Source organism: Duganella caerulea (assembly GCF_040362985.1).
In the GTDB taxonomy this organism is placed as follows: domain Bacteria; phylum Pseudomonadota; class Gammaproteobacteria; order Burkholderiales; family Burkholderiaceae_D; genus Rugamonas; species Rugamonas vulcania.
Genome location: NZ_BPWJ01000008.1, coordinates 335,099 through 360,578, shown reverse-complemented (window position 1 = coordinate 360,578; position 25,480 = coordinate 335,099). Strand labels below are relative to the sequence as shown.

Annotated in this window: 24 protein-coding genes; 18 read left to right on the top strand and 6 right to left on the bottom strand. The window is 64.3% G+C overall.

What is annotated here, in order from left to right; all coding sequences use genetic code 11:
• Positions 1-74: 74 nt before the first annotated feature.
• The gene (gene recG, locus ACUJB0_RS24025; RefSeq protein WP_444847423.1) at positions 75-2,141 is read right to left on the bottom strand and encodes an ATP-dependent DNA helicase RecG; all 2,067 of its coding nucleotides are present in this window, start codon (positions 2,139-2,141) and stop codon (positions 75-77) included.
• Between the two features lie 129 nt (positions 2,142-2,270).
• Here recG and queA point away from each other — a divergent pair, with 129 nt between their 5' ends.
• The 6 genes from queA to ACUJB0_RS23995 all read left to right on the top strand — a co-directional run bounded on the left by queA (position 2,271) and on the right by ACUJB0_RS23995 (position 10,000).
• A complete protein-coding gene (gene queA / locus ACUJB0_RS24020) occupies positions 2,271-3,299 on the top strand; it encodes a tRNA preQ1(34) S-adenosylmethionine ribosyltransferase-isomerase QueA (RefSeq protein WP_444847422.1) in 1,029 nt (342 codons plus the stop codon).
• 8 nt (positions 3,300-3,307) lie between these two features.
• A complete protein-coding gene (gene tgt / locus ACUJB0_RS24015) occupies positions 3,308-4,447 on the top strand; it encodes a tRNA guanosine(34) transglycosylase Tgt (RefSeq protein WP_444847421.1) in 1,140 nt (379 codons plus the stop codon).
• Between the two features lie 116 nt (positions 4,448-4,563).
• Positions 4,564-4,899 carry a preprotein translocase subunit YajC gene (yajC, locus tag ACUJB0_RS24010; RefSeq protein ID WP_176363694.1) on the top strand — a complete coding sequence of 112 codons (336 nt, stop codon included), beginning with the start codon at positions 4,564-4,566 and terminating at the stop codon, positions 4,897-4,899.
• A gap of 66 nt (positions 4,900-4,965) precedes the next feature.
• The gene (gene secD / locus ACUJB0_RS24005; protein ID WP_444847420.1) at positions 4,966-6,828 is read left to right on the top strand and encodes a protein translocase subunit SecD; all 1,863 of its coding nucleotides are present in this window, start codon (positions 4,966-4,968) and stop codon (positions 6,826-6,828) included.
• A 13-nt stretch (positions 6,829-6,841) separates the two neighbouring features.
• Positions 6,842-7,864: a protein translocase subunit SecF gene (secF, locus tag ACUJB0_RS24000; RefSeq protein ID WP_117014192.1), complete on the top strand. Its 1,023-nt coding sequence runs from the start codon at positions 6,842-6,844 to the stop codon at positions 7,862-7,864.
• A 60-nt stretch (positions 7,865-7,924) separates the two neighbouring features.
• A complete protein-coding gene (locus ACUJB0_RS23995) occupies positions 7,925-10,000 on the top strand; it encodes a tetratricopeptide repeat protein (RefSeq protein WP_444847419.1) in 2,076 nt (691 codons plus the stop codon).
• A gap of 124 nt (positions 10,001-10,124) precedes the next feature.
• On the opposite strand, the gene ACUJB0_RS23990 is transcribed toward ACUJB0_RS23995, so the two are convergent.
• Positions 10,125-11,015 carry a LysR family transcriptional regulator gene (locus tag ACUJB0_RS23990; protein WP_444847418.1) on the bottom strand — a complete coding sequence of 297 codons (891 nt, stop codon included), beginning with the start codon at positions 11,013-11,015 and terminating at the stop codon, positions 10,125-10,127.
• A gap of 92 nt (positions 11,016-11,107) precedes the next feature.
• Here ACUJB0_RS23990 and ACUJB0_RS23985 point away from each other — a divergent pair, with 92 nt between their 5' ends.
• Both ACUJB0_RS23985 and ACUJB0_RS23980 read left to right on the top strand, forming a co-directional pair.
• Positions 11,108-11,662 (top strand): chromate transporter, encoded by a 555-nt coding sequence (locus ACUJB0_RS23985; protein WP_444847417.1) that lies wholly within the window; start codon positions 11,108-11,110, stop codon positions 11,660-11,662.
• Entirely contained in the window at positions 11,659-12,192 is a 534-nt protein-coding gene (locus ACUJB0_RS23980; RefSeq protein WP_444847416.1) for a chromate transporter, read from the top strand. Before ACUJB0_RS23985 ends, ACUJB0_RS23980 begins: the two co-directional genes overlap by 4 nt.
• On the opposite strand, the gene ACUJB0_RS23975 is transcribed toward ACUJB0_RS23980, so the two are convergent.
• The gene (locus ACUJB0_RS23975) at positions 12,189-13,100 is read right to left on the bottom strand and encodes a helix-turn-helix domain-containing protein (protein WP_444847415.1); all 912 of its coding nucleotides are present in this window, start codon (positions 13,098-13,100) and stop codon (positions 12,189-12,191) included. The two genes, ACUJB0_RS23980 and ACUJB0_RS23975, sit on opposite strands and share 4 nt — an antisense overlap.
• Before the next feature lie 206 nt (positions 13,101-13,306).
• Between ACUJB0_RS23975 and eat the strand changes: the two genes are divergently transcribed.
• From eat to ACUJB0_RS23945, 6 genes are read left to right on the top strand one after another with little or no spacing between them, the layout of a single operon-like run.
• Complete coding sequence (gene eat, locus ACUJB0_RS23970; RefSeq protein WP_444847414.1) at positions 13,307-14,686, top strand: ethanolamine permease; 1,380 nt, start codon at positions 13,307-13,309, stop codon at positions 14,684-14,686.
• 22 nt (positions 14,687-14,708) lie between these two features.
• On the top strand, positions 14,709-15,530 hold the full coding sequence (locus tag ACUJB0_RS23965; protein WP_444847413.1) for a TorF family putative porin: 822 nt from the start codon (positions 14,709-14,711) through the stop codon (positions 15,528-15,530).
• A gap of 10 nt (positions 15,531-15,540) precedes the next feature.
• Complete coding sequence (locus tag ACUJB0_RS23960) at positions 15,541-16,932, top strand: ethanolamine ammonia-lyase subunit EutB (RefSeq protein ID WP_444847412.1); 1,392 nt, start codon at positions 15,541-15,543, stop codon at positions 16,930-16,932.
• Positions 16,933-16,943: 11 nt separating this feature from the next.
• Positions 16,944-17,789, top strand: a complete 846-nt coding sequence (gene eutC / locus ACUJB0_RS23955) for an ethanolamine ammonia-lyase subunit EutC (RefSeq protein ID WP_444847411.1) — start codon at positions 16,944-16,946, stop codon at positions 17,787-17,789.
• A 45-nt stretch (positions 17,790-17,834) separates the two neighbouring features.
• A complete protein-coding gene (locus ACUJB0_RS23950) occupies positions 17,835-18,530 on the top strand; it encodes a helix-turn-helix transcriptional regulator (protein WP_444847410.1) in 696 nt (231 codons plus the stop codon).
• 60 nt (positions 18,531-18,590) lie between these two features.
• A complete protein-coding gene (locus tag ACUJB0_RS23945; protein ID WP_444847409.1) occupies positions 18,591-19,208 on the top strand; it encodes a glutathione S-transferase family protein in 618 nt (205 codons plus the stop codon).
• A 130-nt stretch (positions 19,209-19,338) separates the two neighbouring features.
• Here ACUJB0_RS23945 and ACUJB0_RS23940 read toward each other — a convergent pair whose 3' ends face one another.
• From ACUJB0_RS23940 to ACUJB0_RS23930, 3 genes are all read right to left on the bottom strand, one after another.
• Positions 19,339-20,175, bottom strand: coding sequence for an HDOD domain-containing protein (locus tag ACUJB0_RS23940; RefSeq protein WP_444847408.1), 837 nt, complete (start codon positions 20,173-20,175; stop codon positions 19,339-19,341).
• An 86-nt stretch (positions 20,176-20,261) separates the two neighbouring features.
• A complete protein-coding gene (locus ACUJB0_RS23935; protein ID WP_161083538.1) occupies positions 20,262-20,543 on the bottom strand; it encodes a hypothetical protein in 282 nt (93 codons plus the stop codon).
• Positions 20,540-21,013 carry a MarR family winged helix-turn-helix transcriptional regulator gene (locus ACUJB0_RS23930; RefSeq protein ID WP_161090145.1) on the bottom strand — a complete coding sequence of 158 codons (474 nt, stop codon included), beginning with the start codon at positions 21,011-21,013 and terminating at the stop codon, positions 20,540-20,542. The genes ACUJB0_RS23935 and ACUJB0_RS23930 overlap by 4 nt, the downstream gene beginning before the upstream one ends.
• 80 nt (positions 21,014-21,093) lie before the next feature.
• Here ACUJB0_RS23930 and ACUJB0_RS23925 point away from each other — a divergent pair, with 80 nt between their 5' ends.
• The 4 genes from ACUJB0_RS23925 to astA all read left to right on the top strand — a co-directional run bounded on the left by ACUJB0_RS23925 (position 21,094) and on the right by astA (position 25,477).
• Positions 21,094-22,008 carry a DMT family transporter gene (locus ACUJB0_RS23925; protein WP_444847407.1) on the top strand — a complete coding sequence of 305 codons (915 nt, stop codon included), beginning with the start codon at positions 21,094-21,096 and terminating at the stop codon, positions 22,006-22,008.
• A gap of 7 nt (positions 22,009-22,015) precedes the next feature.
• Positions 22,016-22,960, top strand: a complete 945-nt coding sequence (locus ACUJB0_RS23920; RefSeq protein ID WP_444847406.1) for a GlxA family transcriptional regulator — start codon at positions 22,016-22,018, stop codon at positions 22,958-22,960.
• Positions 22,961-23,102: 142 nt separating this feature from the next.
• Positions 23,103-24,347, top strand: coding sequence for an acetylornithine/succinylornithine family transaminase (gene astC, locus ACUJB0_RS23915; RefSeq protein ID WP_444847405.1), 1,245 nt, complete (start codon positions 23,103-23,105; stop codon positions 24,345-24,347).
• 92 nt (positions 24,348-24,439) lie between these two features.
• On the top strand, positions 24,440-25,477 hold the full coding sequence (gene astA, locus ACUJB0_RS23910; RefSeq protein ID WP_444847404.1) for an arginine N-succinyltransferase: 1,038 nt from the start codon (positions 24,440-24,442) through the stop codon (positions 25,475-25,477).
• Positions 25,478-25,480 lie beyond the last annotated feature (3 nt).

Genomic DNA, 25,480 nt, shown 5'->3' with positions numbered 1-25,480 from the left:
TTGGCGCTGGTTTTCATGGCCTACCTGACGCCGGATTTCCTGCTGGACCTCGCCAACCGCTTCTACCTGTGCTTTTAAACCTTGAGGAACTCTTCGCGGCCGCCTAGCCAACGGGCCAGGTGGGCTTCGACCGTGGCGGCTTTTTCGGGGGTGTTGGCGTGGAGGAGGTCGTGGGCGACGTCGCGCGCCTGGTCGACCAGCCAGCCGTCCGTCTCCAGGTCGGCGAAACGCAGCATCGCCTGGCCGGACTGGCGGGCGCCGAGGAACTCGCCGGGGCCTCGGATCTCCAGGTCGCGGCGGGCGATTTCGAAGCCGTCGGTGGTTTCGCGCATCGTCATCAAGCGTTGCTTGGCGACGCCTCCCAATGGACTTTGGTACAGCAGCAGGCACACCGAGGCCGCCGAGCCCCGCCCAACACGCCCGCGCAGCTGGTGCAGCTGCGATAAACCGAAACGCTCCGCGTGCTCGATCACCATCAGCGATGCATTCGGCACGTCCACACCCACCTCGATCACGGTGGTTGCGACCAGCACCTGCATCTCGTTGGCGCTGAAGGCGTCCATCACCGCCTGCTTTTCGGCCGGCTTGAGGCGGCCGTGCACCAGGCCCACGTTCAGGTCCGGCAGCGCTTCGGCCAGCAGGGCGTGCGTGTCGGTCGCGGTCTGCAGCTGCAGCGCTTCCGATTCCTCGATCAGCGGACAGACCCAGTAGATCTGCCGACCTTCCAGCGCGGCCGCATGCACACGCTCGATCACTTCGTCGCGCCGGTTCTGGTCGATGGCGCGGGTGACGATGGGACTGCGGCCCGGCGGCAGCTCGTCGATCACCGACACCTCCAGGTCGGCGTAGTAGGTCATCGCCAGCGTGCGCGGGATCGGCGTGGCCGACATCATCAGCTGGTGCGGGACCGCGCCCTCGACACCCTTGTTGCGCAAGGTCAGGCGCTGGCCCACGCCGAAGCGGTGCTGCTCGTCGACGATCACCAGCCCCAGGTTGGCGAAGTTCACCGCGTCCTGGATCAGCGCGTGCGTGCCGATCACCAGCTGCGCCTCGCCCGATTCGATCAGCGCATACGCGGCCAGCTTCTCTTTTTTCTTCAGACTACCGGTCAGCCACGCGACCTTCACGCCCAAGGGCTCCATCCACGCGGCGATCTTGCGGAAGTGCTGGTCCGCGAGGATTTCGGTCGGCGCCATCAGCGCGGCCTGGTAGCCGCTGTCGATGGCCTGCGCTGCGGCCAGCGCCGACACCACCGTCTTGCCGCTGCCGACATCGCCCTGCAGCAGCCGTTGCATCGGATACGGGTGGCGCAAGTCGTTGCGGATTTCATTGAGCACGCGCTGCTGCGCGCCGGTCAGCTTGAACGGCAGCGCGGCCTGGAAGCTTTCGGACAGAGCGCCGATCACCGTCAGCGCGGCAGCACCCTTGGCGCGGCGCGCACGCTGCGCGCGCTTCAACGACAGCTGTTGCGCCAGCAGTTCATCGAACTTCATACGCGTCCACGCGGGATGGGAACGGTCGAGCAGCGCATGCTCGTCCACCTGTTGCGGCGGATAGTGCAGCAGCCGCACCGCCGGTTCGAAGTCGGACAGCTGCATCCGCGCGCGCAGCTGTTCCGGCAGCGTGTCGGTCCAGTCGACGCGCTTCATCGCGTCGCCGATGGCGCGCCGCAGTATCGGCTGCGACAGCCCTTCGCCCGATGGATACACCGGCGTCAGGGAAGTGGGCAGCGGTGCGCCCTCGTTGACCACCTTGTACGCCGGGTGCACCATCTCGGCGCCGAAGAAGCCGTGTTTCAATTCGCCGCGCGCGCGCACCCGCGTGCCCTCGGCCAGCTGCTTGACCTGGCTGCCATAGAAGTTCATGAAGCGCAGCTGCAGGTCGCCCGTCTCGTCGGCGATATGCACCAGCAGCTGCTTGCGCGGCTTGTAGGTGATTTCATTTTTCACCACCAGGCCCTCGACCTGCGAGGTCTCGCCGCCATGCAGGCGCGCCTCTTCGATGGTGATGACCTGGGTTTCGTCCTCGTAGCGCATGGGCAGGTGCAGCACCAGGTCCATATCGGTGTGCAGGCCGAGCTTGGCCAGCTTGGCTTCTGGGCTGACTGTCTTTTTGACGGTTTTCGAGGTTGAAACAGGCATATTGGAGCGTTTTTCGGGCACTAGCGTAAAATAGAGGGTTGGCCGCAGTAAAGCAACGCCGGTATTGTACGACTTGCACCGCCTTCGGGCCTATCCGAATTTTCTTCAACAGTTTCCAGAAGTCCGCAAATGTACTCGCTTTCCGATTTCGATTTTAACTTGCCGCAAGAGCGTATTGCGCAATTCCCGCTGCCAGACCGCAGCGCTTCCCGCCTGCTCCACCTGGACGGCGAGCAGATCATCGACCGCCAGTTCGCCGACATCGTCGGCCTGCTGCAGCCCGGCGACCTGCTGGTGATGAACGATACCCGCGTGCTGAAGGCGCGCTTCTTCGGCGTCAAGGAAAGCGGCGGCAAGATCGAGGCGCTGGTCGAGCGCGTGCTGGACAACCGCACCGTGCTGGCCCAGGTGCGCGCCTCCAAGTCGCCCGGTCCCGGCGTCAAGATCCGCCTGGCCGATGCCTTCGACGTCACCGTCGGCGAGCGCGCCGGCGAGTTCTACACCCTGCATTTCGACGCCGACGTGTTCGACCTGATCGAGGCCCACGGCCGCCTGCCGCTGCCGCCCTACATCGAGCACGACGCCGACTCCTTCGACGAGACCCGCTACCAGACGGTGTTCAACAAGGTGCCGGGCGCCGTCGCCGCGCCGACCGCCGGCCTGCACTTCGACGAGAAGCTGCTGGCCGCGCTGAAGGCCAAGGGCGTCAACTTCGCTTACGTCACGCTGCACGTGGGCGCCGGCACCTTCCAGCCGGTGCGCGCCGAGGTGCTGTCCGAGCACAAGATGCACACCGAGTGGTACACCATGCCGCAGGAAACCGTGGACGCCGTGCGCGCCACCCGCGCCGCCGGCCGGGACGTGGTGGCGGTCGGCACCACCAGCCTGCGCGCGCTGGAGTCGGCCTCGCAAAGCGGCCAGCTGGAGGCGGGCAGCGCCGATACCGCGCTGTTCATCACGCCCGGCTATCAGTTCAAGACGGTCACGCGCCTGATCACCAATTTCCACCTGCCGAAGTCGACCCTGCTGATGCTGGTGTCGGCCTTCGCCGGGTTTGAAGAGATCCGCAAGGCCTACGCCCACGCGATCGCCAACGAATACCGTTTCTTCAGCTATGGCGACGCCATGCTGTTGACGACACAAGCACGAGCAAAATAAGGAACAACATGCTGGAATTTAAATTACACAAGACCGATAGCAGCGGCCTGACCAAGGCGCGCCGCGGCGAGGTAAAGCTGAACCACGGCGTGGTCCAGACCCCGATCTTCATGCCGGTCGGCACCTACGGCTCGGTCAAGGCGATGTCGCCGCTGGAGCTGAAGGAAATCGACGCCCAGATCATCCTGGGCAACACCTTCCACCTGTGGCTGCGCCCGGGCAACGACGTCATGGCCAAGTTCGGCGGCCTGCACGACTTCATGGGCTGGGACAAGCCCATCCTGACCGATTCCGGCGGCTTCCAGGTGTTTTCGCTGGGCGCGATGCGCAAGATCACCGAAGAGGGCGTCCATTTCAACTCGCCGATCAACGGCGACAAGCTGTTCCTGTCGCCGGAAGTGTCGATGCAGATCCAGCGCGTGCTGAATTCGGACATCGTCATGCAGTTCGACGAATGCACCCCTTATGAAATCGACAACCGCCCGGCCACGCTGGACGAGGCGGCCAAGTCGATGCGCATGTCGCTGCGCTGGGCGCAGCGCTCGATGGACGAGTTCAACCGCGGCGAGAACCCGAACGCGCTGTTCGGCATCGTCCAGGGCGGCATGTTCGAGAACCTGCGCGACGAATCGCTGGCCAAGCTGGAAGAGATCGACTTCCCCGGCCTGGCCATCGGCGGCCTGTCGGTCGGCGAGCCGAAGGAAGACATGATGCGCATCCTGGCCCACGTCGGCCCGAAAATGCCGGCCAACAAGCCGCATTACCTGATGGGCGTGGGCACGCCGGAAGACCTGGTCAACGGCGTTTCCAACGGCGTCGACATGTTCGACTGCGTGATGCCGACCCGAAATGCCCGCAACGGCTGGATCTTCACCCGCTTCGGCGACGTGAAAATCAAGAACGCACGTTACAAAGAAGACAAGGAACCGCTGGACAGCAGCTGCTCCTGCTATGCTTGCCGCAATTTCTCGCGCGCCTACCTGCATCACCTGAACCGCACCCAGGAAATCCTCGGCGCGCGGCTGAACACCATCCACAACCTGCACTACTATCTGGACATCATGCGCCAGATGCGCGAGGCGCTGGATGAGGACCGTTTCCACGCCTGGACGCTGCAATTCCACGCGGACCGCGCGCGCGGCGTTTAATTTTGTTGTAACTCTTGTAAAAAGATTTATCTTACCCAGATAACCGGAAGTCCTCCCGGCTTCCGGCCAGTGCTAGAATACAGCGCTATTTTTTCAAACTATTATCGGAGTCACCTGTGTTCATTTCCAACGCTTACGCCCAATCGGCTTCCCCACTCGACGCACTCGGCCTGGGCGGTAACCTCACCAGCTTCCTGCCGCTGATCCTGATGTTTGTGGCGATGTACTTCCTGATGATCCGTCCTCAGCAAAAACGCGCCAAGGAACAGAAGGCCATGATGGAAGCCCTGGCCAAGGGCGACGAAATCGTGACCGCCGGCGGCGTGCTGGGCAAGGTCTCCAAGGTGACCGACCTGTACGTGACCATCGAAATCTCCAGCGGCGCCGAAATGACGGTGCAGAAGAATTCGGTCACCATGCTGCTGCCTAAGGGCACGCTCAAGGCGCTGTAATCAGGCCCCGGCCCGCCGCGCGCGGGCCGTATTGCATCCGACGCCTAACACTGAACGTTGAACAATATGAATCGCTATCCTCTCTGGAAATACATACTGATCGTAGTCGCCATCCTGCTGGGCGCGCTGTACACCGCGCCCAACTACTATGGCGAATCGCCTGCGGTCCAGGTCACGAGCGGTAAATCGACCGTCAAGATGTCGTCCGAAATGACCGCCAAGGTGGAAGAGGTGCTCAAGGGCGCCGGCATCGCCACCAACGGCATCGCCTTCGACGGCACCGGCACCTACGCTTCCGTGCGCGCCCGCTTCGCCGATCCGGACACTCAGTTCCGCGCCAAGTCGGTGCTGGAAAAAGGCCTGAACGCCGATCCGGCCGACCCGACCTACCTGGTCGCGCTGAACCTGCAAAAAGACACGCCGAAATGGCTGCAGGCCCTGCATGCGCTGCCGATGTACCTCGGCCTCGACTTGCGCGGCGGTGTGCACTTCCTGATGCAGGTCGACACCAAGGCGGTGCTGGCCAAGCGCGTGCAAGGCATCCAGGCCGCGTCCCGTACCCTGCTGCGCGATAAGAACGTGCGTCACGCCGGCATCGACCGCGTGGGCGACACCATCGAAATCAAATTCCGCGACGACGCCACCCGCCAGAAGGCCAAGGACGTCCTGCAAGGCCAGATGACCGACCTGCTGTTCGTCGATTCCGGCGAAGGCGATGCGCTGAAAACCACCGTCAGCCTGAAGCCGACGGCGCTCAAGCAGACCATCGACGATGGCGTCAAGCAGAACATCGCCACGCTGTCCAAGCGCGTGAATGAGCTGGGCGTGTCCGAACCAGTGCTGCAGCAGCAAGGCCCTGACCGCATCGTGGTCCAGCTGCCGGGCGTGCAGGACGTGGCCCGCGCGCGCGCCGTGATCGGCCGCACCGCGACGCTGGAAGTGCGCATGGTCGACGAAAGCGTCACCCCGGGCACCGAGATGACGGCGGCGATTCCGTTCAACTCCGAGCTGTTCACCGTTGGTAAAGGCGTGCCGGTCGTGCTGACCAAGGACGTGGTGCTGACCGGCGACTACATCTCCAGCGCCACCGCAAGCTTCGACCAGAACCAGCAGCCAGCGGTCGGCATCGACCTGAATGGCGACGGTGGCCGCAAGATGCGCGACGCCACCCGCGACCGCGTTGGCAAGAAGATGGCCATCGTGCTGTTCGAAAAAGGCAAGCCGGAAGTGCTGTCGGTCGCCACCATCCAGAGCGAACTTGGTAGCCGCTTCCAGATCACCGGCATGGGCAACGCGGAAAACGCCGCCGAACTGGCGCTGCTGCTGCGCTCAGGCGCGCTGTCCGCGCCGATGGACGTGATCGAAGAACGCACCATCGGCCCGCAACTGGGTGCAGAGAACATCAACAAGGGCCTGCACTCGACGATGTACGGCTTCGCCGCCATCGCCCTGTTCATGATCGTCTACTACATGATGTTCGGCTTCTTCAGCGTGCTGGCACTGGCCTGCAACCTGCTGCTGCTGGTGGCCCTGCTGTCGCTGATGCAGGCGACCCTGACCCTGCCTGGTATCGCCGCTATCGCGCTGGCGCTGGGTATGGCGATTGACGCCAACGTGCTGATTAACGAGCGTATCCGCGAGGAGCTGCGTTCCGGCGCCACGCCGCAGGCGGCGATTTCCGCCGGCTTCGACCGCGCATGGGCGACCATCATCGACTCCAACGTGACCACGCTGATCGTCGGTATCGCCCTGTGGGTATTCGGCTCCGGTCCGATCCGCGGCTTCGCCGTGGTGCACTGCCTGGGTATCTTGACCTCGATGTTCTCTGCCGTGTTCATCTCGCGCGGTGTGGTCAACCTCTGGTATGGCCGCAAGAAGAAGCTGCAATCGATCGCCATCGGTACCGTTTGGGTACCGGGTCTGAAATAACTCAGGGGTTCACATGGAATTTTTCCGCATCAAAAAAGACATACCGTTCATGCGCCACGCGCTGGTGTTCAACGTGATTTCCGCGTTGACCTTCGTCGCGGCCGTGTTCTTCCTGATCCACAATAAGCTGCACTTCTCGGTGGAGTTCACCGGAGGCACCGTGATGGAACTGCGCTACCAGCAGCCGGCTAAGCTGGAGCAGATCCGCCACTCGCTGGAGAAGATCGGCTACGAGCAGCCGGAAGTGACCAGCTTCGGCACCGCGCATGACGTCATGCTGCGCCTGCCGGTGATCAAGTCGGTCACCTCCAAGGATGCGTCGCAGCTGGTGTTCACCACGCTGTGCGCGGCCGAGCAGGGCGCGCCCAAGCAGATCGACACCGTGACCGCCAAGGGCGAGCACGTGGTCAAGTCGGCCTGCATGGACGCCGCCGGCGCCGAAACCGTCTCGCTGCAAAAAGTCGAATTCGTCGGCCCGCAGGTGGGCGACGAGCTGGCGCAGAACGGCTTGAACGCGCTGGTGATGGTGATCATCGGCGTGATGATCTACCTGGCCGTGCGCTTCGAATGGAAGTTCGCTGTCGCGGCGATCATCGCCAACTTGCACGACGTGGTCATCATCCTCGGCTTCTTCGCCTTCTTCCAATGGGAGTTCTCGCTGACGGTGCTGGCGGCGGTGCTGGCGGTGCTGGGTTACTCGGTCAACGAGTCGGTGGTTATCTTCGACCGTATCCGCGAAAACTTCCGCAAGCAGCGCAAGTCGTCGGTGCATGAAGTGATCGACAACGCGATCACCTCGACCATCTCGCGTACCATCATCACCCACGGCTGTACGCAGATGATGGTGCTGTCGATGCTGTTCCTGGGCGGTCCTACGCTGCACTACTTCGCCGTCGCGCTGACCATTGGTATCTGCTTCGGTATTTACTCGTCGGTGTTCGTGGCCGCAGCCGTGGCCATGTGGTTGGGCGTGAAGCGTGAAGACCTGATCAAGCCTATCAAGGAAAAAGACGAAACCGATGGCGCTGTAGTTTAAACAACGTTATCGAATCGATAGTAGAATCCCCCAGCGCTTTTGGCCTTGGGGGATTTTTTTATGTCGTACCGATTTTTAGCCAGCTTGCTGGTGTGTTGCGCCGCGCATGGCGCCGAACTGCCGTGGGATTTGAGCTACGCCACCGCGCTGCGCGATCATCCGATCGCCGAGAATGAGTTCATGCGCATCTGGCCGCAGCAGCATCCGCAGCGGCCCATCCAGCAAAAGCTGGCACAGTACGCGGGCGAGCCGATTGAAGCATCGATGCTGATCGAGCAGCCCGACGGCCATGCCGGCGACCCGATCGCCCAGTGGTTCATCAAGACACGCAACGGCGCGCAGCTGTGCATCTTCCACCCCAAGCGCCTGAACGACCCATGCCAGAAGCTCGACCCCACGCGCGTCGAAGCGGCGATCCGCGACGTGCTGCACATGAGCGACCCGTGGCCGCCGCGTGGCGACGGCTTGGTGGCGGAGAAGGATTACTTCGGCCCCGGCAAGCCGCTGCTGCTCAATTACTTCGGCTACGTCAGCGTGTATGTGGATGGCGTGGCGTCGCAGCGCCCCATCGGTGGCGACGAGTGGGCGGAACGGCTGGACAAGTCGCGCCCTGCCGGGGCGGAAGCAGGGCGCATGCAGCAGGCATTGGCGCGCGCGATGGAAGGCGCTGTGGTCGCGGAGCCTGCCCCCGCGGCCAGGCCCGTCGCCCCAGCGCAGGACAACACGGAACTGAATGCCCGCAACGCCCTGATCACCGAGGTGCAGGGCTATCTGCAAAAGGCCGACTACAAAAGCCTGGAGGCATTGCGCAAGCGCCTGCTGGACCAGACCCAGAGAACCGGCAGCGGCGTATGGAAGCTGGCGATCTTTTACAACCAGCTGCACTGGCGTCCACAGGGCACGCACGACCCTATCTTCTGGACGCGCATGGAGAACGAGGCCAAGGCCTGGGAGAAGCAGTTCCCCAAATCGAGCGTGGCGCGCATGTACCACGTCTACGTGCTGCTCGGACGCGCCACCACCTTCCGCGGCACGGCCAATTTCAAGGACGTGCCCAAGGAGGACATTGCACGCATGCTCGCGGACACGCGCGAAGCGATGGGCATCCTCAATACGCTTGAAAAGCCGATGCTCAAGGAGCGCGATCCCGAGTTCTACAAGGCCATGCTGCAGGTACTGCCCTACACGGACCACTACAGCTTCCTCGGCGTGACGCACCTGCTGGCCGACGCCCGCAAGGAATTCCCGAACTACCACGAGACCTACTTCTCCGCCGCCTTCTTCTCGACCGAGATGTGGGCCAGCGCTCCGGACGCGGTGGACGACATCGCCCGCAGCGCCATGTCGATGCGCACCGCCGATTCCGACGCGATGTACGCGCGCGTCTACTGGTACATGAGCCAGATGGCCTACGACGACAAGCTGTTTGAAAAGAGCCTCGCCGACTGGAGCGAGATGAAGACCAGTTTCGACGCGCTGGTGGACCGCTATCCCGATCCGTGGAACCTGAACGCCTACGCCTACTTTGCCTGCCAGGCCGGCGACTACGCCACCATGTCCGGGCTGTTGAAGCGCATCGGTGAGCGGCGCGTGTACACCAGCTGGGGCAGGGGCGGCGCGAATGCCTACGAGGAATGCGCCCGCCACGCCGGCGACGACACCAGCCACTACCTGGCCGACCTGCGCGAGACGGTCAAGAAGCGGCAATTGCGGGTCTTCTACCGCTACATCAACTACGCTGCGCAAACGCGCAAGGAAGGCAAGTACGGCGAAAGCCTGCGCATCGTGCGCAAGGCGGAGGAGTCCAATCGCGTCCTGTTCAACAAGCCGTCGATGATGGTGCAGTATCACCTGGGCCTGACCTTGCACGCGCTGAAGCGATACGACGAGGCCTTGCAGGCGCTGTCGTTGGGATTGCAGTCGCAGCCGGGCTACGCGCCGGCCTACTTCCAGCGCGGGCTGGCCTACGAAGCGCTGGGCCGCCGCGAAGAAGCGCGCGGACAGTTCGAAACCGCCGCCGGCCGCATGCCGGCCGAGATCACCAGCCGCGAGCCAGCGCAGCGCGAAGCGGAGGAACAGGAGCGCCGCACGATGTCGGCCAAGTTCCGCGAATACGGCATCAGCGCCCCGTTCTAAATTTGGGACAAGTCTGACATTCGCGTTTTAAATTGGGGTCAAGTCTGACATTCGGACACGAGCACAACTGTAGCGGCCGCTACGGCAGAGGCCGTGTCCGAATGTCAGACTTGACCCCACTGGGTTAGCGGCCTGTTTTGAGCATGTCGTACAGCGCCTGCGCGGCTGGCGACAGGTGGCCGGCGCGGCGTGTGATCAGCACCAGCTGGCGCGAGATGGTCGGGTCCTTCAGCTTGATGGCGCGCAGGCGCGGATAGCTGCCCTTCAAGATCGCCAGCCCGGGCACGATGGCCGCCGCGATGCCCGACGCGACCAGCCCCACCGCCGTCGCGCTGCGCTGCACGTCGTACTGAAAGTGCAGATTCAGTTCTGTGCTCTTGCTGCCCAGGTAGCTGTCGAGCAGCGCGCGGTTGCCGTTCACATCGCCCGAGAAGATCAGCGGGTAGGGCTGGATCTGCGTCCACGTCAGCGAGCGCCGCTTCGCCAGCGGATGATCGTCGCGGCAGACCAGCACGAAGTCATCCTCCATCAATGGCTCCGATACCAGCTCGGGATGCACGCCGCCTCCCAGGCCGATGCCAAACTCCGCTTCGCGCCGCTGCACCGCCTCCGCCACGCGCGATGAGGCGTAGTCCAGGATCTTGATGCGGTTCTCCGGGAAGCGCGCCGAATAGGCCTGGATGATCTGTGGCAGATACTGGATGCCCACCGTCGGCACGCAGGCGAGGGAGACGTCGCCGCGCTGCGCCTTGCCGGTCTCGCGGATTTCGTTCAGCGTGGACGACAGCTCATCCAGCAGCCGCCGCGCCTGCGGCAGGAAATCCTTGCCGATGCCGGTCAGTGCGATGGAGCGCGTGGTGCGTTCGATCAGCATCACGCCCAGGAAGTCCTCCAGATTGCGCAGCCGTTGCGTGACGGCGGTCTGCGTGATGTGCAGTGTCTCCGCCGCTTTCTGGAAGCCGCCGAAGTCCGCAATCGCAACAAAAGCCTGCACGCCGAGTGTGTCGATTTTCATCAGAAAAATGAATATATGGTCTAAATAAATTCATTGTACTTATATTTCCCCGAGGCGGAAAATTCGCCCCATTGAAACCGAAGGAGAAGATCGTGCCGCTATCAACAATTTTCCTGGTGTTTTCCAGGCTGGCGCTGGTGGGCTTTGGCGGCGTGATGCCGTTCGCCTACCGCGCGCTGGTCGAGCAGCACAAGTGGCTGACGGCCGAGGAGTTCGCGAAGTACCTTGCCACCAGCCAGATGCTGCCCGGCCCCACCATCTGCAACGTCGCTCTGATGGTGGGTAACCGCTACGCCGGCACCAGCGGCGCACTGGCCGCGCTGGCCGGCATGATCGCCGGACCGTTCATGGTGGTCATCGCGCTGGGCATGGTGTACCAGCGCTTCGGCGAGATCGACATGTTCCGCCACGCGATACGCGGCATGGCGGCGGTGGCGGCGGGGCTGATCCTCGCCACCGCCGTGAAGATGGCGAAGTCCATGTTCGCCAAGGCCGACTGGCACGCCAACCGCGCGCGCCTGCAAGTGGCCTTGCTGGCACTGGCCTTTATCGGACTGGGTCTGCTGCAATGGCAGCTGGCGCTGGTGTTCTGCGTGCTGGCGCCACTGGGCACCGCCGCGACCTACCTGTTGGGAGAAGAAAAATGAACGAGCAATCTCCAGTCATGGAGCTGTCGCTGCACATCGCGTTGATGTCGCTGATGGCGGTAGGCGGCGGCGTGGTGCTGCTTGGGCCGCAGGTCGGCCACTATGTTGTCGAAGGCAAGCAGTGGCTGAACAACGAGCAGTTCTCGGCCGCCTATGCGATCGCGCAGGCGGCGCCTGGTCCCAACCTGTTGTTCATATCGCTGGTCGGCTGGCTGATCGCCGGCTGGATGGGCGCCGTCTTCACCACGCTGGCGGTGCTGGTGCCATCCACGCTGCTGACGCTCACCGCGATACGCCTGCAGGCGCGCCATGCCGGCGGGCGCTTGACGCAGGCGCTGGGCGATGCCTTCGCGCCGATATCGATAGGCTTCCTGGCTGCCACCGCGTGGCTGTTCACCCGCATCTCCAACGTCAGCTGGCATGCCGACGCGCTGACGGTGCTGGCCGCGCTGGTGCTGCTGCGTACAAAAATCAATCCGGTGCTGCTGATCGCGGCCGGCGCGGTGGCCGGCGCGCTGGGCCTCATCTAAGCGCGCGCCATTGAACGCGACCGCAGCGACGCCGACGGGCACTGGCCGAACAGCTTGCGGTAGTCGCTGGAGAATTGGCTGAAGTTACTCAGGCCCCAGGAGTCGGCCACGTCGCCGATGGCGCCGCCGTCCTGCAGCTGGCGGCGCACGCCGTTCAGGCGCACCATGCGCAGGTACAGCATGGGGCTCATGCCCAGCACGTCCTCGAAGCAGTATTGCAGCGTGCGGCGGCTGACGTGCACGCGTTCGCACAACTCCGGCACGGTGATCGATTCGCTGCGGTGCGCCATGATGTACTCGCGCGCCAGCGACACCACATGGCGGCGCCGTTGCAGGCTGGCCGCCAGCGCCGGCTCCACGCAGCTGTGGTCCAGCATGTCGAGCAGGGTGGACAACACCGTCTCCTGCCACTGCGCCGCGCCGTCGGCGGTGGTGTCACCATCGGCCGGCAGCAGTTGCGACAGGATGCGCAGGCACTTGGCCTGCGCTTGCGCGTCCACCTGCAGCAGCTCGGCCGATTGCACGCGCTCCCAGTCGACCTGGCAGCCGTGGCGCCGCGCCGTCTCGGCCAGCAGCTCGCGGCTGGCGACGATGCCGAAGATGCTGTACGCGCTCGGTGTTACCAGTTCGAACTCTACGTTGCCCGGCTGCACCATGATCCAGTCGGCGGCGGTCTGCCGGCCGTTGATGCGGGTGGCGGCGCCGTGGTCGGGCAGGCCGAACCAGATGGCGTCCGGCCACACGCGGCAGGACTGGCGCACCGACTGGCTCAGGCTTTCACGGAACACCTGCAGCTGCGGCAGGCGCAGTTCGGTGAGGGCGCCATGGAACAGGCCGGAGCTGATCTGGTCATAACTTTGTTGCCAGTTGGTGAGCTTGCTGGCCAGTTCATCGGCGTCGTGCGCCATCACAGTGCGCAAATCTGGCGCACTGTGTAACAACTCTGTCGCAGTCTGGTGCATATTATTTTTCTCCCGCTGTTGTTATTTCTTCCCGAGGCGTCCAGTCCCTGCAAGTTTGCCGATTTTCGATAACGCTGGCGTTTGGCTGGCTCCTATACTCGATTCTGCTGCAACTTCCATACCAGACACGCTTTATCTAAAGGGAGAAACTCATGAGTGCAAAACAGGCGGCCGGGCAACCGGCGCTGCAACAGTCGCTAGGCACCTTTCAGTTGTGGGGCATCGCGGTAGGCCTGGTGATCTCGGGCGAGTACTTCGGCTGGAGCTACGGCTGGGCCTCGGCGGGGACGCTGGGCTTTACCATCACGGCGCTGTTCATCGCGGCCATGTACACGACTTTCATCTTCAGCTTCACCGAGCTGACCACCTCGATTCCGCACGCGGGCGGCCCGTTCGCCTACAGCAAGCGCGCCTTCGGCCCAACCGGCGGCTACCTGGCCGGCGCGGCCACGCTGATCGAATTCGTGTTCGCGCCGCCGGCCATCGCGCTGGCGATCGGCGCGTATCTGAATGTGCAGTTCCCTTCTGTCGATCCGAAGACGGCGGCGGTCGGCGCCTACATTGTGTTCATGACGCTGAACATCGTCGGCGTGCAGGTGGCGGCCACCTTCGAGCTGCTGATGACGCTGCTGGCCATCTTTGAATTGCTGGTGTTTATGGGCGTGGTGTCGCCGGGCTTCTCGGTGGTGAACTTCGTCAAGGGCGGCTGGTCGGGGCAGGATCATTTCAGCATCGCTTCCATCCCTGGCATGTTCGCGGCGATTCCGTTCGCGATCTGGTTCTTCCTGGCGATCGAGGGCGTGGCCATGGCCGCCGAGGAAGCCAAGGATCCGAAACGTTCGATTCCCATCGCCTACATCGCCGGCATCATCACGCTGGTGCTGCTGGCGATCGGCGTGATGGTGTTCGCCGGCGGCGCGGGCGACTGGACCAAGCTGGCCAACATCAACGATCCGCTGCCGCAGGCCATGAAGATCATCGTCGGCGAGCACAGCAACTGGCTGCACATGCTGGTGTGGTTGGGCCTGTTCGGGTTGATCGCTTCCTTCCACGGCATCATCCTGGGCTATTCGCGCCAGATCTTTGCCCTGGCGCGCGAGGCTTACCTGCCGCATTACTTCGCCAAGATCCATCCACGCTTCAAGACGCCGCACCGCGCCATCCTTGCGGGCGGCGTGATCGGCATCGCCGCCATCTATAGCGACGAGCTGATCAAGATCGGCGGCCAGACCCTGACCGCCAACATCGTCACCATGTCGGTGTTCGGCGCGATCACCATGTACATCCTCAGCATGCTCAGCCTGTTCAAGCTGCGCCGCGAGGAGCCGAACATGGTGCGTCCGTTCCGCGCGCCGTTCTATCCATTGTTCCCGGCGGTCGCGCTGATCGGCGCGCTGGTCTGCCTAGTGACGATGATCTATTACAACCTGCTGATCTTCGGTGTGTTCGTCGGCTTCATGGCCGTCGGCTATGCATTCTTCCTGGCCACCAAGGGTAATCGCCAGCAACACGCGGCATACGACGCCGTCTAACCAAACCAACGGAGCCTCTTCAATGTCAAAATCCATACTCTCCCTGCTGGCCGCGGCCGGATGCCTGGCTTGCGCGGCAGGCGGCGCGCTGGCCGCCGACGCCGCGCCTGCCGCACCCGCGCCGGCCTGGACCAACACCGGCAACGTGACGGTGGTGTCCGACTACATCTTCCGCGGCATCTCGCAGACCCAGGCCAAGCCGACCGTGCAGGCCAACCTGGACTTCACGCATGCCAGCGGCTTCTATGTCGGCCTGTTCGGATCCGGCGTCTCGCACGCGGCCTATAACAACGGCAGCGGTTCGGAGATCGACCTCTACGGCGGCTACCGCTATCCACTCAGCGCGGACAGCAATATCGACGCCGGCCTGGTGACGTACTGGTATCCCGGCGCGCACTTCGCGGCAGGCGGCAAGGACATCAAGTACCATACGCAGGAGGCCAAGCTGGGCGTGAACGTCGGCGCCTTCAATGCCTACGCCTGGGTGGCGCTGAGCCAGTACTGGTTCGGCTTCGCGGTGCAGCCGGACACCGGCAAGCTGGCCAACACGCGCGGCACCGCCTACGCCGAAGTGAACTGGAATCCGGAACTGATGCCGGGTCTCGCGCTGAACCTGCACGCGGGCCGGCAGCAGGTGCGCAACATGAGCGACTTCAATTTCTTCGACGTCAAGGTCGGCGTGACCAAGACGATGGATGTTTGGGCGTTCACGGCGGCGGGCACCTACAACAGCGGCGACGCCAGCAAGAACGGCACGCCCCTGTGGACCTTCTTCAACGCCGACGGCAGCGGCAAGAACGTGGCACAAAAGCGCCTGGTGGTGACGGCCTCGCGCAATTTCTAGAGGAACGGCGATGAGCAGCTTTGCACATACGGTAGGCAGCAGGACATACCAGTTCCGCGACCTGAAGGACTTGATGGCGAAGGCGACGCCGGCGCGTTCCGGCGACTACCTGGCGGGGCTGGCGGCGGCCAGCGCCGAGGAGCGGGTGGCAGCGCAGATGGCGCTGGCGGAGTTGCCGCTGTCGCTGTTCCTGAACCAGATGGTGGTGCCGTATGAAGAGGACGAGGTGACGCGCCTGATCGTCGACGATCACGACCGCGTGGCCTTCGCCCGCATCGCCCACCTGACCGTGGGCGACTTCCGCAACTGGCTGCTGGGCGACGCCGCCGATGAGGCGGTGCTGGCCGCCGTCGCCCCCGGCATCACGCCGGAAATGGCGGCCGCCGTTTCCAAGATCATGCGCATCCAGGACCTGATCCTGGTGGCGAAGAAATGCCGCGTCGTCACCAGCTTCCGCAACACCATCGGCCTGGCGGGACGCATGTCGACCCGGCTGCAACCGAACCATCCGACCGACGACGCCACCGGCATCGCCGCCAGCGTGCTGGACGGCCTGCTGTACGGCAGCGGCGACGCGGTGATCGGCATCAACCCGGCCACCGACAACGTGCCGCAGGTGATCAAGATCGTCACCATGCTCGACGAGATCATCGACCGCTACGGCATCCCCACGCAATCATGCGTGCTGACCCACGTCACCAACACCATCGCCGCCATCGAGCGCGGCGCGCCGATCGACCTGGTGTTCCAGTCGATCGCCGGCACCGAGGCGGCCAACGCCAGCTTCGGCATCAACCTGGCCCTGCTGGCGGAGGCGCAACAGGCGGCGCTGTCGCTGCAGCGCGGCACGGTGGGCGACAACGTCATGTATTTCGAGACGGGGCAGGGCAGCGCGCTGTCGGCCAACGCCCATCACGGCGTCGACCAGCAGACCTGCGAGACGCGCGCCTACGCGGTGGCGCGCAAGTTCCAGCCGCTGCTGGTCAATTCGGTGGTCGGCTTCATCGGCCCCGAGTACCTGTACGACGGCAAGCAGATCGTGCGCGCCGGGCTGGAGGATCACTTCTGCGCCAAGCTGCTGGGCCTGCCGATGGGCTGCGACGTCTGCTACACCAACCACGCCGAGGCCGACCAGAACGACATGGACATCCTGCTGACGCTGCTGGGCACGGCCGGCTGCACCTTCGTCATGGGCATCCCGGGCTCGGACGACATCATGCTCAACTACCAGACCACGTCCTTCCACGACGCGTTGTACGCGCGCCGCGTGCTGGGCCTGAAGCCGGCGCCGGAATTCGAGGCCTGGCTGAAGGAGATGGAGATCTTCACCCGCGACGATTACGTTACACTGGGCAAAGCGCTGCCGGCCTCCTTCCAGCAAGCGCTGGCCAGACTGAACTGATGGGAGCCCGCATGAACGACGACGAGCATCTGCTGCCTGCCAGCCCGGCCGGCGATGACGGCGTGGTGACGAGCAATCCGTGGCTGTCGCTGCGGCGCTTCACGGCGGCGCGCATCGCGCTGGGGCGAAGCGGCGTCAGCCAGCCGACCGCGCCGCAGCTGGAGTTCCAGCTCGCGCATGCCCGCGCGCGCGACGCCGTGCACCTGGCGCTGGATCACGCCGCGCTGGGCGACGCCCTGCAGGCCGGGACCGGCTTGCCCTGCCTGGCGCTGCACAGCGCCGCCGTCAGCCGCGACATTTACCTGCAACGTCCCGACCTGGGCCGGCGTCTGGACGAGGCCTCGCGCCAGGCGCTGCTGGAGCGCCCTCGTGAGGAGGCCGGCTACGACCTGGCCTTCGTCATCGCCGACGGCCTCTCGGCGCTGGCCATCGAGCAGAACGCCTTGCCCTTCCTGAAAGTGCTGATGGCGCGGCTGGCCGCCGAGTCGTGGTCGCTGGCGCCGCTGTCCATCGTGCGGCAGGGGCGGGTGGCGGTGGGCGACGAGGTGGGCGAGCTGCTGGGCGCGCGCGCGGTGGCGGTGCTGGTCGGCGAACGTCCCGGCCTGAGTTCGCCGGACAGCATGGGCCTGTACCTGACTTGGGCGCCGCGCACCGGCCTGACCGACGCCGCCCGCAATTGCATCTCGAATGTGCGTCCGGCGGGCTTGACCTACGACGACGCAGCCTTCAAGCTTCACTACTTGTTATCCGAATCGCGCCGGCGGCAGTTGTCCGGCGTCGCGCTGAAGGATGAGACAGCCACCGATAACACCACGCTGGACGCGCCGCCGCGCAACTTCCTGCTCGACCTCGACTAGTCGGCGGGCGGCCGTCCCGCCCAACCGACTAGCGAGAGACCGACAATGAGCCGTACCGGCCGACTTTTCATGCTGATGGATGCGATGCGCGGCTACCGCCGCCCCGTCACCGCCGCCCGCCTGGCCGAGCAGCTGGGCGTCTCCGAGCGCACCATCTACCGCGACATCCAGACCCTGTCCGGCCTGGGCGCGCCACTGGAGGGCGAGGCCGGGGTCGGCTACATGCTCAAGGCCGGCTTCTTCCTGCCGCCGCTGATGTTCGGCGCCGACGAGCTGGAGGCGCTGGTGCTGGGCGCGCGTTGGGTGCGCCGGCAGGGCGACGAGGCGCTGGCCGCCGCCGCCAACAACGCGCTGGCCAAGATCGCCGCCGCCACGCCGAAAGACCTGCGCGACGACATGGCCGAGACCAGCCTGTGGGTGCCGCTGGGCCAGGACCAGGACAGCGCCAGCGACATCCACGTGCGCCCGGTGCGCGAGGCGATCCGCTACCAGCACCGGCTGCGCATGGCTTACCAGGACGAGCACGGCAAGCCGTCGGAGCGGGTGGTGTGGCCGTTCGCGCTGGCTTTCCTTGAGGGCAAGCGGCTGCTGGCCGCGTGGTGCGAGCTGCGCATGGCCTTCCGCCACTTCCGCATCGACCGCATCGCGGCGGTGGAGTCGCTGGGACAGCGCTATCCGGCCCGCCGCAGCGACCTGCTCAAGACCTGGCGCCAGGAACAGAAGCTGCAAGAAGACTACTGACAAAACCTGTCGCGGCCTGGGTCTACGATGAAGTCCTCAACTCATTCATCGGAGACCGACATGCGCTTATACCACCACCCCGCTTCCACCAGCTCGCGCCGTGTGATGCTGGCCGCCCTGCACATGGGCACGCCGCTGGAACTGACCGAAGTGAACCTGATGAGCCCGGAGGACCGCCGCCGCCTGGTCGCGATCAACCCCAACAGCAAGGTGCCGGTGCTGCAGGATGGTGACTTCATCCTGTGGGAATCCTGCGCGATCATGCAATACCTGGCCGACCGCACGCTGGGCCAGACGCTGTACCCGGACAATATCGTGGTGCGGGCCGACATCAACCGCTGGCTGCTGTGGTCGTCGCAGCATTTCGCGCCGGCGCTGGGCGGCATCGTCTACGAAAACATCTGGAAGGGCCTGACCGGCGCCGGCGGCCCGGACGCGCACGAGCTGGAGCGCTACGGCCGCCAGGTGGCGCAGTTCGGCGCCGTGCTGGAGCAGCATCTGGCCGGGCGCGAGTGGCTGGTCGGCGACAAGCTGAGCTTGGCGGACTTCGCGGTGGCCTCGTCGTTGATGTATGTCGAGCAAGCTAAGTTGCCGGTTAAGCAGTATCCGAAATTGATGGCGTGGCTGGGACGTATCCAGCAGCTCGAGGCGTGGAAACAAACCGAGCCGGTGTGGTGATGGAAATGTACTTCCATATGTGAACTGGCGCACAGAGCGGGCGCTGCAGGGCGGGTATTCTGGATTTGTCTCCTCTGGAGGAGATCCCTAGTTTTGGACTTTGCCCGCTCCCCAGCGGGCTTTTTTTTATTCAGAGCATCAGCACCGCGTACAGCGACTGCACTTCCAGCGCCGATTCGCTCATGATGGCATGCAGCGTACCCTCGCCGACCACGAAGTCGATGGTGCGCGCGCCCAGCAGCGTGGTCGCGCCCGGACGCTGGTACAGCGGCGAATGCACCGGCGACAAATCATTGGCCAGCAACAGCGTATCGCCCAGCGTTTCCGGCGGCAACGCGCGCAGGCCAACCCACATCGATTCGATCGCCTTGTAGACGCCTTCCGGCACGCCCAGCTTGGTCAGCACGCCGCGGCCGATTTCCACCTCGCCATGTTCGACCCAGTCTTCCGGTTCGCCGTTCATCACTTCCGGGTATTCGCCGGCGCAGGACAGCATGTAGAAGCCCGCCACCTCGTGCACGATGCCGGCGAACAGCGCCGTGTCGGGATCGACGCGGGTGACGCGGCGCGCGATCACCTGCGACAAGGCCGCCACGTGCGCCGTGTGTTCCCACAGTTGATTGACCTTGGCCAGCAGGGAAGGTTCCGTGACCTGGCTGCCGATCTGGCGCACGATCAGCGCCGCCACCAGCGATTGCAGGGTACGCACGCCGAGCCGCTGCACGGCCGCGCGCACGCTGGAGATTTCATTGCCGGAACGGTTGTAGGCCACCGAGTTGGCGATGGCGACGCTGCGCGCCGCCAGCAACGGGTCTGCCTGGATGAGTTTGGCTGCCGCCTCGAAGTGGCAATCGGGATCGCTCAGCGCCTGCTGCAGGCGCAGCGAGGCATTGACGTTGGCCGGGAACGAAAGCTCCCCCCGGCTCGCCTGAGCAGCGATGGTCTTGAAGGCGTCGAGTCTGTCCATTGCAAAAAATTATACCCGGAATATTGCCGCATGGCACTTCTTCTGAAAATACTTTTGCCTGGCGCAACAACAGCCCTCAGCGGGGATTATTGCTCGCTGAAGATGGCGTCGCAGCCGTCCTGGGTGGCGTCGGTGTCTTGCAGTTCGTCGGTCAGGCCCAGGTCGAACAGTTCCTCGATCGCGTTCATGAAGCTGTTGTGCTTGGTCGCGCCGATCAGGCGGTAGATCTCGCCGTCTTCGTTGCGGATGCCAATGATCAGCTTTTCCTGGCGGACCACGTCCGGCGTCGATTGGTTCAACAGCAGGTTGCCGATGATGTGTTTGTCGAATTTGGCAGGCTTTTTGCCTTCGAGCAGAGTCGTTTTCAAATGATTTCCTTGGTTGAGTCGCGGGTGGACGGGCATTCGGTATGGCCGGCCGTGATTACAGTTTTAAGATCGGTCAGGGTTTTTTCAAGGGCGGCGAAATCGTCTTCGCTGTAGTGCGCGAACACTTTTCCGCTTTCCTTGACGACTTGCGGGAAGACATTGCAGAACACCTGCTCGCCCTCCGCCGTCAGCCGGACAAAGAAGGAACGTTTGTCGCAATCATTGCGCTGACGCTCTACCAGACCTTTTTGCTCCAATCGCTCGATCACCCCGGTCAGCGTACCCTTGGTGATCAGCGTCTTGTCGCCCAATTCTTTATAGGACATGCCGGGCGTATTGCCCAGCGTGGCGATGATGTCGAACTGGGCGTGCGTCAGGCCGCTCTGGCGCACATACTGTCCAGAGAGCCGTTCGTAGCTCTGTAAGCAATCGGCCAGCAGCCGGATACTTTTCAAAAATCGTTCACCCATAGACGGTGATTATAGCCGGTTCGCGCAGGCAATCTTGGCCGGGACTATAATGGCGGACGCACATTCATAATAAAAAAACCATGCCTCAACACTTGCGCGGCATCGCCGCTTTGCTGATCGTGACCCTGGTTTGGGGCACGACTTTCCCTGCGATGAAGAATATGACCGGCTACCTGTCGGCCAGCTGGATCGTGCTGTGCCGCTTCGCGCTGGCCGGCCTGCTGTTGTCGCCGTTTATGTGGCGCGCCAAGTGGAACGATGTCCGATGGGGCATCGTGGCCGGCGCGGTGTTGTTCCTGTGCTACGTGTTCCAGATCGAGGGGCTGGCGCTGACCAGTTCCAACCGCAACGCCTTCGTCACCGGCCTGAACGTGCTGGTGCCGCCGCTGTTGGGCGTGCTGATGGGCGCGCGGCTGGAGCGCCGCATCGTCGTCGCGCTCGTGCTGGCGCTGGCCGGCCTGTTCGCGCTGTGCTGGGAGGGCAGTTTCACCTGGGGGCGCGGCGACACGCTGGCGCTGCTGTGTGCGCTGTTCTTCGGCATCTACGTCAAGCTGATGGAGTCCACCACCCGCAAGGTCGAGAAGCTGATGGTCTTGACCGCCTCGCAGATCATGACCGTGGCCGTGTGCGCCGCGATCTGGCTGCTGATCCGCGAAGTGCCGCTGGGCCTGGCCGAGCGCAGCCAGGACTTGCCCGATTATATAAGCTACATCAGCAAGGGCTTGCGGATCTACGGCCTCAACCTGGCCTACCTGGGCGTGGTCGCCACGGCGGCCATCATCTCGCTGCAGACCTGGGGCCAGAGCCACAGCAGCGCCAACGAGGCGGCGGTGATCTACGCCTTCGAGCCGGCATGTGCGGCCATCTTCGCGTATTTCTGGCTGGGCGAGACGCTGGCCTGGAACGGCCTGCTGGGCGCCACGCTGCTCATCGGCGGCATGATCGTCAGCCAGTGGAGCACCGAGCGGCCCGCCGCCGCGCTGGCCCCGGAGTAAGTGTTCTATGTCTTTTGATAATTTATCCCGCGTCACGCAAGAGCGGCCGTTGCGCATGCTGCTGGTGAACGCGGGCGAGGCGGAGGCCATCACCTGGGCCGGCCTGGTGCAGCCGCTGCGCCTTGCCGCCGCCGCGCTCGGCCGCGACGTGCTGCATCTGGAAACCATGACCCCGTCGCAGGTGGTGCTGGCCCAGCCGGGCTGGCATATCGCCCTGCTGGTGGCCGACGAGCGCCAGTCGCCGATGGCGCCCGAGCTGAGCCGCGCCGTGATCGAGCGCTGCCGCTCGGCCGAGTACTGGGGCGGCGTCGGCGCCGGTGTGCTGTGGCTGGCCACCGCCGGCCTGATGGCGGGCGTGCGCATCGCACTGCCGTGGGCGCTGTACGCGGATACCGAGGGCATCTCCGAACGCGCCATCCTCACGCCCCACCTGTTCGAGCTGGACGGCCGCCACCTGAGCTGCTGCGGCGGCGCCGCCAGCATCGACTTCGCGCTGACGATGATCGAGCACCTGTTCGGCGCCACCGTGCAGGCTTCCGTCAAGGAAAGCCTGTGCATCGAGCGCGTGCGCAGCCACGAGGAACGCCAGCGGGTCGCCCTGCAGGCGCGCTTCGGCGCCTTGCAGCCGCGCCTGTCCGAGGCGGTGACGCTGATGGAGACCAATATCGAGGAGCCGCTGTCCACCGACGACATCGCCAACCTGGTCGGCCTGTCGCGCCGCCAGCTGGAGCGACTGTTCAAGCAATACCTGGGCAGCCTGCCGTCGCGCTACTACCTGGAGCTGCGCCTGCAGCGCGCGCGCCAGTTGCTGCTGGAGACCAACCATTCCATCGTGCAGGTGGGACTGATGTGCGGCTTCTCGTCCGGCTCGCACTTCTCGACCGCCTTCGGCGCCCTGTTCGGCAACACCCCGCGCGAGGAGCGACAACGCAAGCTGACCCCACCTGTATAGACTGGTTGTTCTGACAAGCTTACTTTCGTGGCCAAAAGTGAAAATCCTTGTCGCCATTAGAAAAGAGTTTTAGCATGCCGCTTTTTATAATGGGTCCACGCGGTGCTGTGCCGCGCCTTACCCAACATTGATAGGGAATGCCATGAACGCCAAGCTCGATACGACCGTAACTACCCGTCCTGTAACTCGTCAGACTTTTGATGAAGTTCTGGTGCCAACCTACGCACCTGCAGCGATGGTACCGGTCCGAGGTGCTGGCCTGGACCTGTGGGACCAGAATGGCAAGCACTACCTGGACTTCACGTCCGGCATCGCCGTGGCCGCGCTGGGCCACTGCAACCCGATCGTGGTCGAGGCGCTGACCCGCCAGGCCAACACCCTGTGGCACCTGGGCAATGGCTATACCAACGAGCCAGTGCTGCGCCTGGCCCTCGCGCTGACCGAAGCGACCTTCGCCGACCGCGCCTTCTTCTGCAACTCCGGCGCCGAAGCCAACGAAGCCGCGCTGAAGCTGGCCCGCAAATACGCCCACACCAAGTTCGGTCCGCACAAGTCGCGCATCGTGTCGTGCTACCAGTCGTTCCACGGCCGCACGCTGTTCACCGTGTCGGTCGGCGGTCAGTCCAAGTACACCGAAGGCTTCGAGCCGCTGCCGCCAGCGATCGAACATGTCACCTATAACGATATCGAATCCGCACGCGCCGCCATCGGCGACGACGTCTGCGCCGTGATCGTCGAACCGCTGCAAGGCGAAGGCGGCGTGGTCCCTGCCGACAAGGCCTTCCTGCAGGAGCTGCGTGACCTGTGCACCAAGACCGGCGCCCTGCTGATCTTCGACGAAGTACAGTGCGGCATGGGCCGCACCGGCGACCTGTTCCACTACATGACCTATGGCATCACCCCGGACATCCTGACTTCGGCCAAGGCGCTGGGCAACGGCTATCCGATCGGCGCCATGCTGACCACCGACGAACTGGCCAAGACGCTGGGCGTGGGCAGCCACGGCACCACCTACGGCGGCAACCCGCTGGCCGCGACCGTGGCGCTGACCGTGTTGGACACGATCAACCAGCCGGCCTTCCTGGCCCGCGTCAAGGAAGCCAGCGCCAAGCTGCGCGCGACGATGGAAAAACTGGTGGCCGATTATCCACAGGTGTTCACGCTGGTGCGCGGCGCCGGCTTGCTGCTGGGCCTGGTCGTGACCGATGCCTGGAAGGGCCGTTCGAAAGACATCCAGCGCGCAGCCGAAGGTAACGGCCTGATGGTGCTGATCGCCGGCATGGACGTGGTGCGCCTGGCGCCTGCGCTGATCGTCACCGACGCGCAGATCGCCGAAGCCGACCGCATCCTGCGCCTGTCGCTGGACGGCATGCTCAAGGCTGTCTAAGCAGCACCAACGGCGGCGGACTGGTTCCGCCGTCTTTCATTCCAGCCCGGTGCGCTCTGCGCCGGGCTTGTGCATTAATCTGAGGAGTTCACATGTATGTAGTCCGTCCGGTCGAACTTGCGGATATCGCTGCCCTCGAAGCGCTGGCCGCGGTCACCATGCCGGGTGTGCACACCTTGCCGAAAACGCGCGAGAAGATCGCCGACATGATCGAGCGTTCGATCGCCTCGTTCGCCGCCCACGTCGACATCCCCAGCGAGGAATCCTACCTGCTGGTGCTGGAGTCGCCGAAGGACAAGACCATCGTCGGCACCGCCGCGATCTTCGCGGCGGCCGGTTCCAACGGCACCTATTTCTCCTTCCGTAACGACGTGATCCAGCAGGTCTCGCGCGACCTGAACATCAGCCACAGCGTGCACGCGCTGACGCTGTGCTCCGAGCTGACCGGCTATTCGCAGCTGTCGAGTTTTTACGTCGGCGAGCAGGAACACGGCACGCCGGAAGCGGCGCTGCTGTCGCGCGCGCGGCTGATGTTCGCCGTGCTGGCGCCGCACCGCTTCGCCGACCGCTTCTTCGTGCCGCTGGCCGGCGTGACCGACGCCGACGGCGGTTCGCCGTTCTGGGATGCGCTGGGCCGCAAATTCTTCAAGATGGACTTCCTCGACGCCGAACGCGTGATCGGCGGCGCGCGCAACCGCACGCTGATCGTCGAGCTGATGCCGCACTATCCGGTCTACGTGCCGCTGCTGCCGGGCGACGCGCAGGCGGCCATGGGCCAGATCCATCCGTCGGGCGAGCTGGCGTTCAACCTGCTGACGGCCGAAGGCTTCGAAGCCGACGACTACATCGACATCTTCGACGGCGGCCCGATCCTGCAGGCGCACAAGAATTCGCTGCGCACCTTCAACGGCGCGCTGCAGCGCCGCGTGACCACCGCCGCCGAATCGCCGGACCGTGGGCGCGAGCCGCAGCTGCGCTACGCCGTGGCCTCGGGCTCCGAGCACAATTTCCGTGCGGTGATCACGCATTGCGCCGCGCTGGAATCGCAAGTCAACGTGGCGCTGCCTGCCGACGTGCAGGAAGCGCTTCAAATCGCCGAAGGCGATACCGTCATCTGCGTCAGAATCTAAGAG